Source organism: Synechococcus sp. OH2 (assembly GCF_047462155.1).
Classification (GTDB): Bacteria; Cyanobacteriota; Cyanobacteriia; order Thermostichales; family Thermostichaceae; genus Thermostichus.
The window spans coordinates 60777-75271 of sequence record NZ_JANSIR010000117.1 but is presented as its reverse complement, the minus strand read 5'-3'; the positions used below and the strand labels follow the sequence as shown (position 1 = coordinate 75271).

General features: G+C 62.0%; 18 protein-coding genes. 3 read left to right on the top strand and 15 right to left on the bottom strand.

Features of this window, described 5'->3' with window-relative positions; all coding sequences use genetic code 11:
- Both NW835_RS12980 and NW835_RS12975 read left to right on the top strand, forming a co-directional pair.
- On the top strand, positions 1 to 220 hold a 220-nt coding region (locus tag NW835_RS12980), incomplete at its 5' end, for a hypothetical protein (protein ID WP_414415500.1).
- Between the two features lie 18 nt (positions 221 to 238).
- Positions 239 to 1084 (top strand): hypothetical protein, encoded by an 846-nt coding sequence (locus NW835_RS12975; RefSeq protein WP_414399025.1) that lies wholly within the window; start codon positions 239 to 241, stop codon positions 1082 to 1084.
- Between the two features lie 152 nt (positions 1085 to 1236).
- Here the strand turns inward: NW835_RS12975 and NW835_RS12970 are convergent, their stop codons facing one another.
- From NW835_RS12970 to rpmJ, 15 genes are all read right to left on the bottom strand, one after another.
- Positions 1237 to 2505: a class I SAM-dependent methyltransferase gene (locus NW835_RS12970; protein ID WP_414415499.1), complete on the bottom strand. Its 1269-nt coding sequence runs from the start codon at positions 2503 to 2505 to the stop codon at positions 1237 to 1239.
- 61 nt (positions 2506 to 2566) lie between these two features.
- Positions 2567 to 3688 (bottom strand): ABC transporter ATP-binding protein, encoded by a 1122-nt coding sequence (locus NW835_RS12965; RefSeq protein ID WP_414415498.1) that lies wholly within the window; start codon positions 3686 to 3688, stop codon positions 2567 to 2569.
- A 327-nt stretch (positions 3689 to 4015) separates the two neighbouring features.
- The gene (locus NW835_RS12960; RefSeq protein ID WP_414372555.1) at positions 4016 to 4456 is read right to left on the bottom strand and encodes an Hsp20/alpha crystallin family protein; all 441 of its coding nucleotides are present in this window, start codon (positions 4454 to 4456) and stop codon (positions 4016 to 4018) included.
- A 179-nt stretch (positions 4457 to 4635) separates the two neighbouring features.
- Positions 4636 to 4929, bottom strand: a complete 294-nt coding sequence (locus NW835_RS12955; protein ID WP_414365881.1) for a PepSY domain-containing protein — start codon at positions 4927 to 4929, stop codon at positions 4636 to 4638.
- Positions 4930 to 4984: 55 nt separating this feature from the next.
- Entirely contained in the window at positions 4985 to 7618 is a 2634-nt protein-coding gene (gene acnB / locus NW835_RS12950; protein WP_414415497.1) for a bifunctional aconitate hydratase 2/2-methylisocitrate dehydratase, read from the bottom strand.
- 79 nt (positions 7619 to 7697) lie between these two features.
- Complete coding sequence (gene prfA, locus NW835_RS12945; protein ID WP_414365883.1) at positions 7698 to 8783, bottom strand: peptide chain release factor 1; 1086 nt, start codon at positions 8781 to 8783, stop codon at positions 7698 to 7700.
- Between the two features lie 71 nt (positions 8784 to 8854).
- Positions 8855 to 9076, bottom strand: coding sequence for a 50S ribosomal protein L31 (rpmE, locus tag NW835_RS12940; RefSeq protein ID WP_414365884.1), 222 nt, complete (start codon positions 9074 to 9076; stop codon positions 8855 to 8857).
- A gap of 76 nt (positions 9077 to 9152) precedes the next feature.
- The gene (gene rpsI / locus NW835_RS12935) at positions 9153 to 9566 is read right to left on the bottom strand and encodes a 30S ribosomal protein S9 (RefSeq protein ID WP_414372560.1); all 414 of its coding nucleotides are present in this window, start codon (positions 9564 to 9566) and stop codon (positions 9153 to 9155) included.
- Complete coding sequence (gene rplM / locus NW835_RS12930) at positions 9563 to 10018, bottom strand: 50S ribosomal protein L13 (RefSeq protein ID WP_414365886.1); 456 nt, start codon at positions 10016 to 10018, stop codon at positions 9563 to 9565. Before rplM ends, rpsI begins: the two co-directional genes overlap by 4 nt.
- A 49-nt stretch (positions 10019 to 10067) precedes the next feature.
- A complete protein-coding gene (truA, locus tag NW835_RS12925; RefSeq protein WP_414378250.1) occupies positions 10068 to 10931 on the bottom strand; it encodes a tRNA pseudouridine(38-40) synthase TruA in 864 nt (287 codons plus the stop codon).
- Positions 10932 to 10936: 5 nt separating this feature from the next.
- Entirely contained in the window at positions 10937 to 11287 is a 351-nt protein-coding gene (gene rplQ / locus NW835_RS12920; protein WP_414365888.1) for a 50S ribosomal protein L17, read from the bottom strand.
- Between the two features lie 91 nt (positions 11288 to 11378).
- On the bottom strand, positions 11379 to 12380 hold the full coding sequence (locus NW835_RS12915; protein WP_414365889.1) for a DNA-directed RNA polymerase subunit alpha: 1002 nt from the start codon (positions 12378 to 12380) through the stop codon (positions 11379 to 11381).
- A 143-nt stretch (positions 12381 to 12523) separates the two neighbouring features.
- Positions 12524 to 12910: a 30S ribosomal protein S11 gene (gene rpsK / locus NW835_RS12910; RefSeq protein ID WP_011430298.1), complete on the bottom strand. Its 387-nt coding sequence runs from the start codon at positions 12908 to 12910 to the stop codon at positions 12524 to 12526.
- Between the two features lie 83 nt (positions 12911 to 12993).
- Entirely contained in the window at positions 12994 to 13377 is a 384-nt protein-coding gene (gene rpsM, locus NW835_RS12905; RefSeq protein WP_011430299.1) for a 30S ribosomal protein S13, read from the bottom strand.
- Between the two features lie 209 nt (positions 13378 to 13586).
- Positions 13587 to 13703: a 50S ribosomal protein L36 gene (gene rpmJ, locus NW835_RS12900; RefSeq protein WP_414365890.1), complete on the bottom strand. Its 117-nt coding sequence runs from the start codon at positions 13701 to 13703 to the stop codon at positions 13587 to 13589.
- A 167-nt stretch (positions 13704 to 13870) separates the two neighbouring features.
- Here rpmJ and NW835_RS12895 point away from each other — a divergent pair.
- The coding region (locus NW835_RS12895; protein ID WP_414415496.1) for a YncE family protein at positions 13871 to 14495 on the top strand (625 nt) is incomplete at its 3' end.

The following is a 14495-nucleotide window of genomic DNA, read 5'->3' as shown; positions in this document are numbered from 1 at the left end:
TGCCGATCCCACCTATCAGCAGTTGGCCCCGCAATTGGTGGGCCTGCGCCTGGAGGGAGACACGGTGACCTCCTGCCTCAAGCTCACCCTTTACCGACAGGAGGGCGGCTGGCGAATCGAGGTGTGGCAACCGGATAAGCCGCCCGCAGAGGGATCCCAGCCGGAGAACCCTGAGCCCTCTCCGGCAGAAACTGAGCAACCTGCCGAAAATCAGCAGTGAAGTGGCGGGGGAAAGGTGTTGAAGAAAGCTTGGTTCTTGCTGGCCCTGGTTTTGCTCAATGGCTGCGGGCAGACGCAAACGGCCAAGGAGACGCTGCAAGCCTTTGTGCAGGCGGCCAACGCTCGGGATTTTGCCACGGCAGAAGCGCTGCTCACCCCGCGGCTGCTGAGGGGGATCCCGCCGGGCGCCCTGGATCGCTCCTGGCCCTCGGCAGAGGAGTTCACCCTCACTCCTATCCAGGAGGTGGGCAACACGGCCATCTTTCGGGTGGACGCAATCCTGAAGCCGGAGGCGGTGGTGCCTACTTTGCACTTCCAGTTCACCGCCGCGGAGCTGCAGCAATTCTTGACCGAGCCGGATCGGGAGGATCCGCGGTTTCGCCCTTTTCGCTCCCAGTTGGGCTTCTATGAGCCGCTGCCGGACGGGCGTCTGCGGGCGGCGATGGAAGTTACTCTCTACCGCCAGGCCCAGGGATGGCGGGTGGAGCTGGCCCGTCTGCAGCCTCTAAACACGAGAGTTCTCTACGAGCCGATCCAGCTAGCAGAAGAAGCACAACCTTTTCGACTGACAGGAACGGTGCGGCTCCTCAACCGCGAGGAAGGCTGGATCGGGGTCAATTTGGACGAGGTCAGCCCCAACCTGCAGCGCTACGCCGGCACCTGGGTCTCGGTGGTTCCTGCGGAAGATGTCCAGGTCATCCGCCTTGGCCGCCCCGCCAGTTGGCTGGAGCTGCGCCCAGGGGACGAGGTGGAGATGGAGGGCAAGGTGCGTTTTGCCGTCAATGCCGACGCCGAAGGGCGGATCCCGGCGGCGATTCGGGCCGAGCGCATCCGGGTGCTGCAGATCCCCAGCCCCTCTCCCTGAGGGATGGCCCAAGCGCTCCGCGCCGCTAGCGCGAACACCCACAGCCTCTCTCCCTGAGGGAGTTAGCCCTCACCCCCAACCCCTCTCCCTGAGGGAGAGGGGAGTAGTGTTCCAGCGTGGGTAGGAGGGGAGCTGCTAAGGGATCCCTGAACTCACCGCCAAGGGGAGTGCAACAGCACCACCAGCCGCTCTTCCAGGAACTTGAGGTTGGCCACCACTTGGTTAAAGGCCTCTTCGGGGGTCCAGTCCATGAGATCTAGGGCCTTGGCCGCCAGCGCCTGCACGGGTACGGGCTCTTCCCCAAAAACATCAATCAGCCAGCGCACCGAGAAGGGATCGATGACGATGTTGCCTTCGGATCCCGGCCAGCCGTTGATGTTGACCGGGCCGTTGTCGCGGATGGCATTCTCGAAGGCAACCCTGGCATTGAGCCGGATCAACAGGGGGTGGGCTTGCACAGAGCCATCCCGCCATTCTTCTGGGGTAAAAGGAGCTGCTGGGGCGGGGCGGGGATGGCCGCACCAAAAGTCAATCAGCCGGGTCAGGTTGGGAAAAATCAGCTCGATAAAGTGCAGCAGCTCCTCTTGGCTGAGCTTTTTAATGTTCCGTAGGGCATAGGGAACCGGCTTGGTGAGGACTCGCTCCAGCTTCCACTGCTGCCAATTGACCATGCTGACGAACTCCAGCCCGGCCTGGCGCAGCATCTCGAACACCTGGGGCACCGTGAAGCCTTTGTCGCTGCGCAGCAGAAAGTTGGCCAGGATCCCGTTGGTGGTCTTGATGGCGTCTCCCTGCCAGTGGCTTTTGACGAAGCTGCCTTCATGGAGGGCATCCATCAGCTCTCTGAGGATGGGGACGGCTTTGGCAGCGGGCTCGTCCATCACCCCCAGCAGCTCCATGGCATCTTGCATGTTGAAAATAAACTGCCGCTGATAGAGGCTGTGGACGTTGGTGCGGATAATGCCCTCGGGTTTAAGCACCTGGCGCATGCCTTTGAGCCCGGCCACCGGGTCTTCTAGCAGGTAGAGCACGTCGTTGCAGGCGATGAAATCGAATTGTTGCCCCAGCGCCTTCATATCGGTGATATCCATCACCTCGAAGCGCACATCTGGGATCTGGTGGAACTCGAAGCGCTGCCGGGCCATCTCCAGCGACTTCGGCGAGATATCCACCCCGACAAAGGCAGCGCCTGGGTTGGCCGTGGCCAGAACCAGGGTTTCCCAGCCGGAGCCGCAGCCGGCGTTGAGCATTACTTTGCCCTCAGGTTTAACCACCTTGCGCTCCCGCACGTAGCAGGCGGTGGTGTAGCTGTTGGCAAACAGGGCAAAGGTATCTGTAACCGTCTGCTCAATGGGAACGTTGGGATAGGGAAATTCGTCGAACTGCGCCTGCACCAACTTCGAGGCAGATTGCTCCGGCATAGAGATCCCTTTTTCTCTGGAGCCTATGGTAGCCAATCTTTAGCTTGACAGCGCCTCTTGTTTATTCCAGCCGCTCCTCGGTTTGCGGGTCAAAGAGGTGGAAGCGATCCATGTCGAAGACCACTTCTGCCCATTGGTTGACGCGAAGCTGGGTACGGGGATCCACGCGGGCCACAAACTCCTGCTCGGGGAGGATCCCTTCGGGGTCGGCGGCGCTGAGGTGGAGGAGGACTTCAGAGCCCAGGGGCTCAACAACGGCAACTCTGGCGCGCACGCGGGCGGGTTGGATCCCTGGGGGTTGGTACTGGGGATCGTGGATGTTTTCCGGGCGGATGCCGAAGATGACCGGCTGGCCGGCGCGGGGCCGATAGGGATCCGCCTGGTGGGAGGGGATGGGCACGCGGAAGGCGCCGCTATCCACCCAGAGGGTGCCCTCTTGCTCCCGCAGCTTGGCTGAGAAGAAGTTCATGGAAGGGCTGCCGATGAAGCCGGCCACAAACAGGTTGGCGGGGCGGTTGTAGAGGGCCTGGGGAGTGTCCACCTGTTGCAGGCGGCCATCCTTCATGACGGCGATGCGGTTGCCCATGGTCATGGCTTCCACCTGGTCGTGGGTGACGTAGATGAAGGTGGTGCCCAGTTGCATGTGTAACTTGCTGATCTCGGCCCGCGCCTGCACCCGCAGCTTGGCGTCGAGGTTGGAGAGGGGCTCATCCATCAAAAACACCGCTGGGTTGCGCACAATGGCCCGCCCAACGGCGACCCGCTGCCGCTGTCCACCGGAAAGTTCCTTGGGCTTGCGGTGGAGGAGGTGTTCGATCCCCAGCCGCTTGGCCACCCCCCGAACCCGGCTTTCGATCTCTGCTTTGGGCAGGCCGCGCAGCTTAAGGCCAAAGGCCATGTTCTCCGCCACAGTCATGTGGGGGTAGAGGGCATAGGACTGGAAGACCATGGCGATGTCCCGATCCTTGGGGGGAACGTCGTTCACGCGGCGGTCGCCGATGTAGATGGAGCCGGCGCTCACCTCTTCCAGGCCGGCCAGCAGGCGCAGGGAGGTGGTCTTGCCGCAGCCGGAGGGGCCAACGAAGACGAGAAATTCCCCGTCTTCAATGGCGATGTTTAGGTCGTGGACGGCCGTGGTGTCGCCGTAGCGCTTGGTAACGTGTTCGTAGGTCACGCTGGCCATGCTCTCGCTCCCCAGCCACTTCGCCCTCAACCTTATCCAACCCCAAGGGCAGAGGTCAAATCGGATCCCTGGGAGGGAGTATTCCCTCACCCCCGGCCCCTCTCCCAAGGGGAGAGGGGAGGTAGGGATAGCGCTCCGCGCCACCACCCCCGGCCCCTCTCCCAGCCCAAGCGCTCCGCGCCGCTCACGCGACCACCCCCAGCCCCTCTCCCTGAGGGAGAGGGGAGTTGAGGATCGACCAGCCAAAAAGCAAAAAAGGTAGGCTCATGGCCTACCCTCTAGGATCTGGATTTTGCTTAAGCCAAAAGTGGCGTTTGCCTCATCCCATCAGGAGACAACGTTCACCTTGACCACCTGGGCTTTTTCAGAGTCCGCTTTGGGCAGAGTCAGGGTGAGGATGCCATCTTTGTATTCCGCTTTCACCTGATCGTGCTTGATCCGGTTGGGCAGGGGGATCACCCGTTGAAAGCGCCCGTAGCGGAACTCGGTGCGGGTTACGCCTTTGTCTTCGGAGCGTTTTTCAAAGCGCCGCTCACCGCTGATGGAGACCGCTTCCGCCGTCGCTTGGATGTCCAGATCGTTGGGGTTCAGGCCGGGCAGCTCCAGCTTGAGGGTAATGGTTTCGGGATCGTCGTGCATTTCCACCGCCGGCACGAAGGCAAAGGCATCAGTCTCGGCGGGGCGAGCCATCAGCCGGTCGAACATCCGGTTCATTTCCCGTTGAATTTCGTCAATTTCCCGGAAGGGATCCCAGCGAACAAGAGCCATATCTATCCACCTCCTGAGCGGATTTTGGTTAACTTTTGGTTAGCTTCTCTTTAAGCTTTACTCACGAGGCTTTAGCATAGCCTCTGTACATTAGAATAAGCTGTCTAGCTGGCTCAAGATGTCGAGTTTTCCGGAAATCGGTTGGGGTATTTTCTCACCCAAGGAACAGGAGAAAGCTCTCAGGAATCGGTGTGCTTGGGGGGGCGATGGGATCTCGTTTGCAACCACAAACTCAGGCCGGTAGCCACCATCACCAACAGCCCCAATCCGTTTAAGAAGGGGTAAACGGCCTGCAGATCCAGAGGCCCCCATTGCCCTTTGTGGATTTGGATCAGCCAGTAGTAGTCGAAGTTGTCGTTGAGGCGGGCAATTTGATAGAGGGATCCCGTCACCACCGTCACCACCAAGGGCAAGGCCAGGATGGGGGCCAGGGCGCGGTGGATCTGGCGGATGAGTTTTCGATTCAGGGCCATTGGGATTGCTCCAGGGCTAGCGCAACCACCCTGCCATGGTATCAGGGTGGCCCCTTTAGGAACGGCTCCCGAGGACTTCCTCCAGCTTGGGCATTTGCTCGCGCGGGATGACCCGCCCTTCGTCCTCAAAGCCAGGGATCTCGTGGAAGTTGAGGTAGCGGTACAGCTCGCCGGCAAAGGGCTGGATCTTGGTGGCGACGATCTCGCGATATTCCTCAGGAGTAGGGATCCGCCCCAAGAGGGCGCAGGCGGCAGCCAGCTCGGCGGATCCCAGATAGACCCGCGCGTCCTTGCCCATGCGGTTGTTGAAGTTGCGGGTGGAGGTGGACATGACGGTGGCCCCATCTGCCACGCGGGCCTGGTTGCCCATGCACAGGCTGCATCCGGGCATCTCCGTCCTCGCCCCGGCAGCGGCAAAGATGCCGTACACCCCTTCGGCGCGCAGTTGCGCCTCGTCCATGCGGGTGGGCGGGCAGATCCAGAATTGGCGCACCTTGGCCCGACCCTGCCCTTCCAAGATCTTGGCGGCGGCGCGGTAGTGGCCAATGTTGGTCATGCAGGAGCCGATGAACACTTCGTCGATTTGGATGGGCGTGTCAGGGTTGCCGGCAGCATGCTGGGCGTGGACTTCGCTCAGGGTCATCACCTTGTCGGGATCGTTGGGGGCACAGACAATCGGCTCGGTGATGGTGCTGAGATCGATCTCGATGACTGCGGCATATTCGGCGTCGGGATCCGCCTCCATCAAGGTGGGGTTGGCCAGCCAGGCCTCCATCTTGGCGATGCGCCGCAGCAGGGTTCTCGCATCTTGATAGCCGCGGGCGATCATGTTTTTCAGCAGCACCACGTTGGAGCGCAAGTATTCGGAGACCGTCTCGATGCTCAGCTTGATGGTGCAGCCGGCGCAGTTGCGCTCCGCCGAGGCGTCGGTGAACTCAAAGGCTTGCTCCACCTTCAAATTGGGCAGGCCCTCGATCTCCATAATTCGCCCGGCGAAGACGTTTTTCTTGCCCTGTTTCTCGACGGTGAGCAGCCCCCGCTGGATGGCCACGTAGGGGATGGCATGGACGATGTCCCGCAGGGTGATCCCAGGCTGCAATTCCCCCTGGAAGCGCACCAGCACCGACTCCGGCATGTTGAGGGGCATCACCCCCATGGCGGCAGCAAAGGCCACCAGCCCGGATCCGGCGGGGAAGGAGATGCCCAAGGGGAAGCGGGTGTGGGAGTCGCCGCCCGTGCCGACGGTATCCGGCAGCAGCATGCGGTTAAGCCAGGAGTGGATGATGCCATCGCCCGGCCGCAGGACGACGCCCCCCCGCGAGGCAAAGAAGTCGGGCAGCTCCTTGTGGATCTGGATGTCCACCGGCTTGGGATAGGCAGCGGTGTGGCAGAAGCTCTGCAGCACCAGGTCGGCGCTGAAGCCTAGGCAGGCCAGCTCCTTGAGCTCGTCGCGGGTCATGGGACCGGTGGTGTCCTGGGATCCCACCGTGGTGATCAGGGGCTCGCAACTGGTACCTGGGCGCACCCCCGGCAGCCCACAGGCCTTGCCGACAATTTTCTGGGCCAGGGTATAGCCTTTGCCGGTGTCGGCGGGCGGGGTGGGGCGAATGAACAGGGGGGAAGGACCCAGCCCCAGGGCTTGGCGGGTTTTGTCAGTAAGGGCCCGGCCAATCAAGAGGGGGATGCGGCCCCCCGCCCGCACCTCGTCCGGCAGGGTCACAGGCCGCAGGGAGAAGGTGGAGAGGACTTGGCCATCCTCAGAACGGATGACACCTTCGTAGGGGTAGATGGTGACCACCATGCCCGTCTCCAGCCGTGAGACCTCGCACTGGATGGGCAGGGCGCCGGCATCTTCGGCGGTGTTGAAGAAAATGGGCGCGATCGTGCCCCCCAGAATCACCCCGCCGGCCCGCTTGTTGGGCACATAGGGAATGTCGTGGCCAATGTGCCAGAGCAGGGAGTTGAGGGCGGACTTGCGGGAGGATCCCGTGCCCACCACATCCCCCACAAAGGCCACGGGATAGCCGCGGCGCTTCAGCTCGGCAATGGTTGCTATCGCTCCCGGTGCGCGCGCCTCCAGCATGCTCTGGGCGTGCAGGGGGATGTCTGGGCGGGTGGTGGCGTGGGCGGCGGGGGAAAGGTCGTCGGTGTTGATCTCGCCAGCAATTTTGAACACCGTTACGGTGATGGCCTCGGCCAGGGGCGGCCTGGCAGTAAACCACTCCCCGGCGGCCCAGGACTCGATCACCTGCCGCGCATAGGCGTTGCCGGCTTGGCTGAGTTCCAGCACGTCGTGGAAGGCATCGAAAACCAGCAGCGTGTGGCTAAGGGCGCGGGCCGCTGCTGCCGCGATCTCCTGCCGCCTATCCTGCAGCAGCTCTACCAGCACCTGGACGTTATAGCCCCCCAGCATCGTGCCCAAGAGCTCCACCGCCCGCAGGGGGGTAATCAGAGGCGAGCGCACCTCCTCCTTGGCCACAGCCGCCAAAAAGCCCGCTTTCACATAGGCCGCTTCGTCCACCCCCGGCGGTACCCGCTCTGTAAGCAAATGCAACAAAAAAGCTTCCTCACCGGCAGGGGGATCCTTGAGCAGCTCGCACACCTGGCTGGTCTGGGCAGCGTTCAAGGGCAGCGGCGGGATCCCTTGATCCGCGCGGGCAGCAACATGTTGGCGGTACTCAGCCAGCATGGGGAGGATTCCTTAGGTCACTCGACATGGGTATTTATTCTACCGCCAGGTCGGCAGCAGGAAGGGATCCCGTCTCCACCTAGGATAGCTCCGCCAGCAGCTCTTTTTGGTATAGGCCAATACAAGCTTGGATTAACTCGTCCAGCTCCCCTTCCAAAATCGGCTCGAGCAGGAAATTCTGGTTGAGGCGGTGGTCGGTGACGCGGTTGTCCTTGTAGTTGTAGGTGCGAATTTTTTCCGAGCGGGATCCCGTTCCCACCTGCATGCGACGGGCGGAGCTGATGGAAGCCTGTTGCTCCTGCAGCTTCATCTCGTAGAGCTTGGCCCGCAAAATCTGCATCGCCCGCTGGCGGTTTTGCAACTGGGATCGCTCCTCGGTGCAGAAGACGCGGATGCCGGTGGGCTTGTGGAGGAGATCCACCGCCGTTTCCACCTTGTTCACGTTTTGGCCGCCCGCCCCACCGGAGCGCGCCGTCTTGATCTCGATGTCTTTGGGGTCGATCACCACCTCCACCTCGTCCACCTCCGGCATCACCGCCACCGTGGCCGTCGAGGTGTGGACGCGCCCCTGCGCCTCTGTCACGGGCACCCGCTGCACCCGGTGCACGCCGGCCTCAAACTTTAGCTTGCTATAGACCTGGTCGCCGCGGATTTCCAGGATGGCCTCTTTGTAGCCTCCCATCTCTCCTTCCGAGAGGCTGGCCAGGCGCACCGACCAACCCATCTTCTCGGCGTAGCGGGTGTACATGCGGGCCAAATCTGCTGCCCACAGCGCCGCCTCCTCGCCGCCAGTGCCGGCGCGGATTTCCAACATGATGTTTTTTTCGTCGTTGGGATCCCGGGGCAGCAGCAGCAGGGTCAGCTTTTCCTCCAGTTGTTCTTGGCGGGCGCGCAGTTGCTCCAGTTCTGCCCTGGCCATTGCCTCCAGCTCCGGGTCGTCAGAAGCCACCTCCCGCAGGAGCTCTTCCGTCTGCTTCAGCTCGCGAGTAAGCTTTTGCCACTCATGAAAGGTCTGGACGGTGGCTTCTAGAGAGGAGCGGGCCTTGGCGATCCGCTGCAGCTCAGCAGGATCCGTCGCCACATCGGGATCGGCCAGACGTACCGTCAGCTCCTGAAAGGTGGCTTCAACGTTTTTAAGCTGCTCGATGAGTTGAGCAGAGGCCATAGATCCAGTGTCAGCGAAGACTCACAGCAATGCCCAGCAAGGCAGACCAAGAAACTTGAATTGAGGCTCGGCTACTTAGCTTTCTTGCCACCCATGCCGTACTTGCGCATAAACTTCTCCACGCGCCCTTCGCTGTCGATGATCTTCTGGCTACCGGTGAAAAAGGGATGGTTGCCCGACCAAACATCGACCTTGAGCTCTGGCTTGGTGGATCCCACCGTCATCACCACTTCGCCGTTGCAGATGACTTTGGCTTCGGGATACCACTGCGGGTGGATTCCTTTTTTGGGCATGGCAATCTCCTCCTCTAGCCTGCTCTTATACCCTTGTCTACCAACATCGACCTTGAAAAAGCAATGGCAGGGATCCCTAGCGCTTCGAGTACTGGGGAGCCTTGCGGGCTTTGCGCAGGCCGTATTTCTTCCGTTCCACGGCGCGCGGATCCCGTTTTAGGTAGCCCTCTGTCTTGAGGGGACCCCGGTTGGCTGGATCCACCTCGCAGAGGGCGCGTGCCACCCCCAACTTGATGGCATCGGCCTGGCCGTGAACGCCGCCGCCATGGGCCCGCACCAAGATGTCGTAGGAGTTCTCTAGGCCGAGGATCTCCAACGGTGCTTTTACACTGGCCAGCAGCGCCTCCTGGTATTGCAGGTATTGGTCGCCGGGCCTGTCGTTGATGATCAGTTTGCCGGTGCCGGGCACCAGGCGCACGCGGGCAACAGCAGTTTTGCGGCGTCCGGTTCCCCAATAGACGGCTCGTTGGCTACTGGCTACTTGAGTCATACTTTGGCTCCTGGAATCGTGTGGATGGGGTAAACCTGAGGTTGCTGGGCCTCATGGGGGTGGTGGGGCCCGGCGTATACCTTTAGCTTGGTAAATTGCCGCCGGCCCAGGCGGGTGTGGGGCAACATCCCCTTGACTGCTTTCTCCACGACTCGCTCCGGCAGGCGAGCTTGCAGTTGGGCAAAGGTCTCGACTTTCATGCCTCCAGGACGGCCAGAGTGGCGGCGGTAGAGCTTTTGGGTGCGCTTTTTGCCGGTGACCACCACTTTCTCAGCATTGATCACGATCACGTAGTCCCCCGTATCCAGGTGAGGGGTGAAGTTGGGCTTGTGCTTGCCCCGCAGGAGGTTGGCCACAACCACGGCCAAGCGACCTAGGCGCTGGTTGGCAGCGTCCACCAGATACCAGCGAGGGGTTAGAGTTTCGGGGGCGGGAACGGGAGTTGTGTTCATGGCAGCCAAGGATGACATCAACCGCAGGATGAAATGGACAAGAGAACGCCTAGGCCAGGGAGGAAACCCACAAAGCCGCTGACCAATCGGGGGTTTTGGGCAACCCCTTCATGGGCAAAGCCCAGAAGGGCGGCGAGTGAGCGAAGCGGCAGCCAAAGGGATCCACAGCATAGCCCACATCCACCAGGCACAGCCCTTGCGGAGGGGCGCTGTAGCGGGTGCGCATCCGGCTCCAGTCGTTGTGTTGCCACAGGTGGACAAATTGTTGCGGGCTAAGCTCGCCGCGGCCCACCACCTCCAGGGATCCCACCAGCAGCCGCATCATCCGGTAGAGAAAGCCGCTGGCCTGCACCTCAATGCTCACCAGATCCCCCAGCCGCTGACAGAGCACCTCCTGCACCTGCACCCGCGAGTGGGGCCGGTCGGATCCCCGCCGGCGGAAGGCTTCCAGGTTGTGCTCACCCAGCAGAGAGTTAAGGGCCTCCGCCATCGGCTCCACCTGCAACGGCCAGCGCACCTGCCAGCTAAAGGGCCGCCAGAACACATCCGGCAGCTCTCGATTGAGGATGAGGTAGCGGTAGCGGCGCCATCTTGCCGAGAAGCGGGCATGCCAAACGTCAGACACCGGCGCCGAGGCCAGCACCACCACATCTTCCGGCAGACAGTCGTTGAGCACCCGTGCCCACTCCGTGGGTGGGATGCCAGAGGTGGTGTCGAAGTGGGCCACCTGGCCAGCAGCATGAACCCCGGTGTCGGTGCGTCCTGCCCCGTAGAGGGTCACCGGGTGCCCGGCCCGCGACGCAATCGCCTCCTCCAGTACCCCTTGTACGGTGCGGTGGCCCGCTTGCCGCTGCCAGCCGCGAAAGCCGCTGCCGAGGTACTGAATTTTCAGGGCAATGCGACGGCTCTGCATGGGGCCTACACCAACTCGATGACCGCCATTTCTGCCCCGTCGCCCCGCCGACGCACCGTGCGCAGGATGCGGGTGTAGCCCCCAGGCCGATCGCGGTAGCGCTCCGGCGCTTGCTCAAACAGGGAGCGCACCAGCTCCTTGTCGTAGATGTAGGCCAGGGCCTGTCGCCGCGCCGCCAGGGATCCCTCTTTGGCGAGGGTAATCATTTTCTCAGTGGTGGCGCGAATGGCCTTGGCGCGGGCCTTGGTGGTGGTGATCCGCCCTTCCCGCAGCAGGGCCGTGGTCAGCGCCCGCAGCAGGGCCTTGCGCTGGTCGGCGGGCTTGTTGAGGTGGGGGGTACGACGGCGGTGACGCATGGTAACCTCTATCCTAGGCTCTTCGGGGATCCTGACTGAGTTTTGCGGTGACGCCAGCGGCGCGAAGCACCTTGGAGGGTTGTTTGGGTCTCTAGGCTTTGCCCTTTTCGCGGGCGCGGGGCAGCGTTAGGCCAAAGCGATTCTTGAGGGCCTGGATCACCTCTTCAGCAGATTTCTGGCCGAAGTTTTTGATCTCCAGCAGATCCTCCTCGGTGTAGACCAACAGATCGGCCACCGTATTGATTTGAGCGCGCTTCAGGCAGTTGTAGGCGCGTACCGATAGCTGCAGCTCCTCGATGGGGATCTGGTTCTTCTGATTGTCCTCCGCTTGCCGGGGCTCTGGCGGGGTGTCAAAGCTGACCTCCTGCAGCGGCGAGAACAGGCCCACCAAAATGCGGGCCGCCTGGCTGAGGGCCTCCTGGGGGGTGAGGCTGCCGTTGGTCCAGATCTCCAATATTAGACGATCTTTTTCCAGGGATTGGCCGACCCGGGCTGCTTCCACCGTATAGTTCACCTTGCGCACCGGCATGAAGACGGAGTCGATCTGGAGAAAATCAATGGCCATCGATTTTCTATCGGAGTAGTCAACGGCGCGGTAGCCGCGTCCGCGGCCAATCATGAACTCCATTTCCAGGATCGCCCCTTCCGCCAAGGTGGCAATGTGGTGGCGGGGGTTGATCACTTCCACTTCGCTGGGCAGTTGCAGCTTCTCGGCGGTCACCTCCCCCGGCCCTTGCGCCACCAAACGGCCCACCTGCGTGTCAGAAGCGTTGGAGCGTAGCACCAGCTCCTTCATGTTGAGCAGGATCTCCATCACGTCTTCCCGCACCCCGGGCACTGTGGAAAACTCGTGGCTGACGCCAGCAATGCGGACAGCGGTTACTGCCGTTCCTTCTAGGTTGGAGAGCAACACCCGCCGCAAGGCGTTGCCCACCGTGATCCCTTGACCGCGCTCCAGTGGCCCCAGGGCAAATTTGCCGTAGTGAACGCCATTGGCTTCCTGATGGGATTCGACGCACTCGGTCTGGTAGGAAGCAGCACTGGAAGTGGCTTTGCTGCCCAGATTGTGGAGGGTTCGGCTGGTTTGTATCATAGAGTAGCCCCGTCCGTCTGGCTCAATATCCGTTTGGAGAACTTGGAAGACTGGAGGTCATGCCTCACATCCTGCAGTGGGGCAAGCCTGTCGCCGACCTGGAGCAGACAGCCACCAGCGCTCGGCCTGCCCTGGGGATCCCTTTAGACGCGCCGCCGCTTGGGGGGGCGGCAGCCATTGTGGGGAATGGGAGTGATATCTCGAATCAGGGTGATTTCTAGACCGGTAGCCTGCAGAGCGCGAATTGCCGTCTCCCGACCGGCGCCAGGGCCACTCACCATCACTTCAATCTGGCGCATGCCGTTCTCCATGGCCTGACGTGCTGCGCTCTCTGCTGCCATTTGGGCCGCAAAGGGGGTGCCTTTCTTGGCGCCCTTGAACCCCGTGGAACCTGCGGAGGCCCAAGACACCACGTCGCCATTGGGATCCGTAATGGTGACGATGGTGTTATTGAAGGTGGACTGAATGTAGGCCACCCCGTTGGGGACATTCTTCTTGACCTTGCGTCCGCGCCGTTGCTGCCGAGCCATGACCTGTGTGTCCTTTAAACAACTGTTTGCATCCCGTTTTGCTGTTTGGAGAGGGTGGGAAACTCTGCCCGCCGACCCAGCCACTACTTCTTGGCGGGAGCTTTCTTCTTGCCAGCCACCGTCTTCCTGACCCCCTTGCGGGTGCGGGCGTTGGTGCGGGTGCGCTGGCCGCGCACAGGCAGGTTCAGACGATGGCGGCGGCCCCGATAGGTGCCGATGTCGATCAGCCGCTTAATGTTCATCGCCTCCTGCCGGCGCAGATCTCCCTCCACCTGGTACTCGCCTTCTACCACTGCCCTCAAGGCGGCCACCTCGGCGTCGGTAAGGTCGCGGGTGCGGGTATCGGGGTTGATGCCGGTCTTCGCCAAAATTTGGCGGGAGCGGGTCAGCCCAATGCCGTAAATGTAGGTAAGGGCGATCTCGACTCGCTTGTCGCGTGGGATGTCAACTCCCGCAATCCGTGCCATGGTTGGTAGTACCTTTCAAACAAACTCAGATAAGCTGGCTCCCCAGGCCTAGACTGGCGGCGTGGAGCTTTGCCCGGAAGATATTGCTGTTGAGGTGAGGAAACCAGAGTCTCTCCTTGCCAAGAGATGGGTCGCCAGGCCCTCCGCGGCGGCAGCAGGGTCGTTTGGCTGTGCTCTCCACCGTTGGCCGCACCCCTCCATCCGCACCTCTACCCCTGCCGCTGCTTGTGCTTGGGGTTGGAAGGGCAAATCACCATCACCCGGCCATGGCGGCGGATGACTCGGCACTTTTCGCAGATTCGACGGACGGAGGGCCGCACCTTCATGGTTTATCCTGACGAAACCAGCGAATATCCATTCTAAGGTCGCCGCGGCAGACTGTCAAAAATTGTTTGGGTTTTCTGACATGAATCCCCCAGGAAAGGGCGAGGGGGTTGGCTATGCTGGTTGGGCGAAGAAGGAGAGCAGGCGCGGTTGAGGAGCGGAAAAGGCGATGCGCTGGCAATGGCTGGTTGTGGTGATGAGCGGCGTGCTGGCCTTGGGATCCCCCGTGTTGGGGCAAGGGATCCCTTCGCCTGAAACAGGCTCTTCTGCTTCTGTGGGGAGTGTCTCGGCGGACGGGAACGGACTGAGGCCAGAGGGAGATTGGCTTTTGCCATTACCCAGCTCTGCCGATCGCCTCGATGCGGTGCCGGAGCGGGGCTGGCTGGCAGTGGGACTTTTGGAAGCGCAGGCAGTGGCTCTGCTGGATGGGGCGAGCGGGGATCCCTTGTGGCAGGTGGCGGTGGGCTTTGCCCCCAGCGTGGTGCGGGTGGATGCGGCACGGCAGGTGGTCTATGCCTCCGGCCCCAATGCTCCTGGGGTGGTGGCCCTCGATTTGCTAACCGGGGGGCTGATCCGGGCTTACGGGCTACCAGCGGGGGTTTTGGACATGGCCGTGGATCCGGCCAGGGGGCGGGTTTTCGCCTCTATGCCCGCTGCCCAAAGTTTGGCGGTGATCCCCGCTCCAAACGGCCCAGGGGAGGGATCGGAGCAGCCGCAGGCCCGCAACTTGCCGCTGCCAGGACCACCCTTGGCTTTGGCCTATGACCCGGAGAGGGGATCCCTGTTTATCGGCT

Coding starts and splice junctions, on each gene's coding strand:
- NW835_RS12915 (WP_414365889.1), bottom strand. CDS start 12,380: ATGATACAAACCAGCCGAACCCTCCACAATCTGGGCAGCAAAGCCACT.
- rpmE (WP_414365884.1), bottom strand. CDS start 9,076: ATGCCCAAAAAAGGAATCCACCCGCAGTGGTATCCCGAAGCCAAAGTC.
- rpsI (WP_414372560.1), bottom strand. CDS start 9,566: ATGACTCAAGTAGCCAGTAGCCAACGAGCCGTCTATTGGGGAACCGGA.
- prfA (WP_414365883.1), bottom strand. CDS start 8,783: ATGGCCTCTGCTCAACTCATCGAGCAGCTTAAAAACGTTGAAGCCACC.
- truA (WP_414378250.1), bottom strand. CDS start 10,931: ATGCAGAGCCGTCGCATTGCCCTGAAAATTCAGTACCTCGGCAGCGGC.
- acnB (WP_414415497.1), bottom strand. CDS start 7,618: ATGCTGGCTGAGTACCGCCAACATGTTGCTGCCCGCGCGGATCAAGGG.
- rpmJ (WP_414365890.1), bottom strand. CDS start 13,703: ATGAAGGTGCGGCCCTCCGTCCGTCGAATCTGCGAAAAGTGCCGAGTC.
- rpsM (WP_011430299.1), bottom strand. CDS start 13,377: ATGGCACGGATTGCGGGAGTTGACATCCCACGCGACAAGCGAGTCGAG.
- NW835_RS12965 (WP_414415498.1), bottom strand. CDS start 3,688: ATGGCCAGCGTGACCTACGAACACGTTACCAAGCGCTACGGCGACACC.
- rpsK (WP_011430298.1), bottom strand. CDS start 12,910: ATGGCTCGGCAGCAACGGCGCGGACGCAAGGTCAAGAAGAATGTCCCC.
- NW835_RS12970 (WP_414415499.1), bottom strand. CDS start 2,505: ATGCCGGAGCAATCTGCCTCGAAGTTGGTGCAGGCGCAGTTCGACGAA.
- NW835_RS12960 (WP_414372555.1), bottom strand. CDS start 4,456: ATGGCTCTTGTTCGCTGGGATCCCTTCCGGGAAATTGACGAAATTCAA.
- rplM (WP_414365886.1), bottom strand. CDS start 10,018: ATGAACACAACTCCCGTTCCCGCCCCCGAAACTCTAACCCCTCGCTGG.
- rplQ (WP_414365888.1), bottom strand. CDS start 11,287: ATGCGTCACCGCCGTCGTACCCCCCACCTCAACAAGCCCGCCGACCAG.
- NW835_RS12955 (WP_414365881.1), bottom strand. CDS start 4,929: ATGGCCCTGAATCGAAAACTCATCCGCCAGATCCACCGCGCCCTGGCC.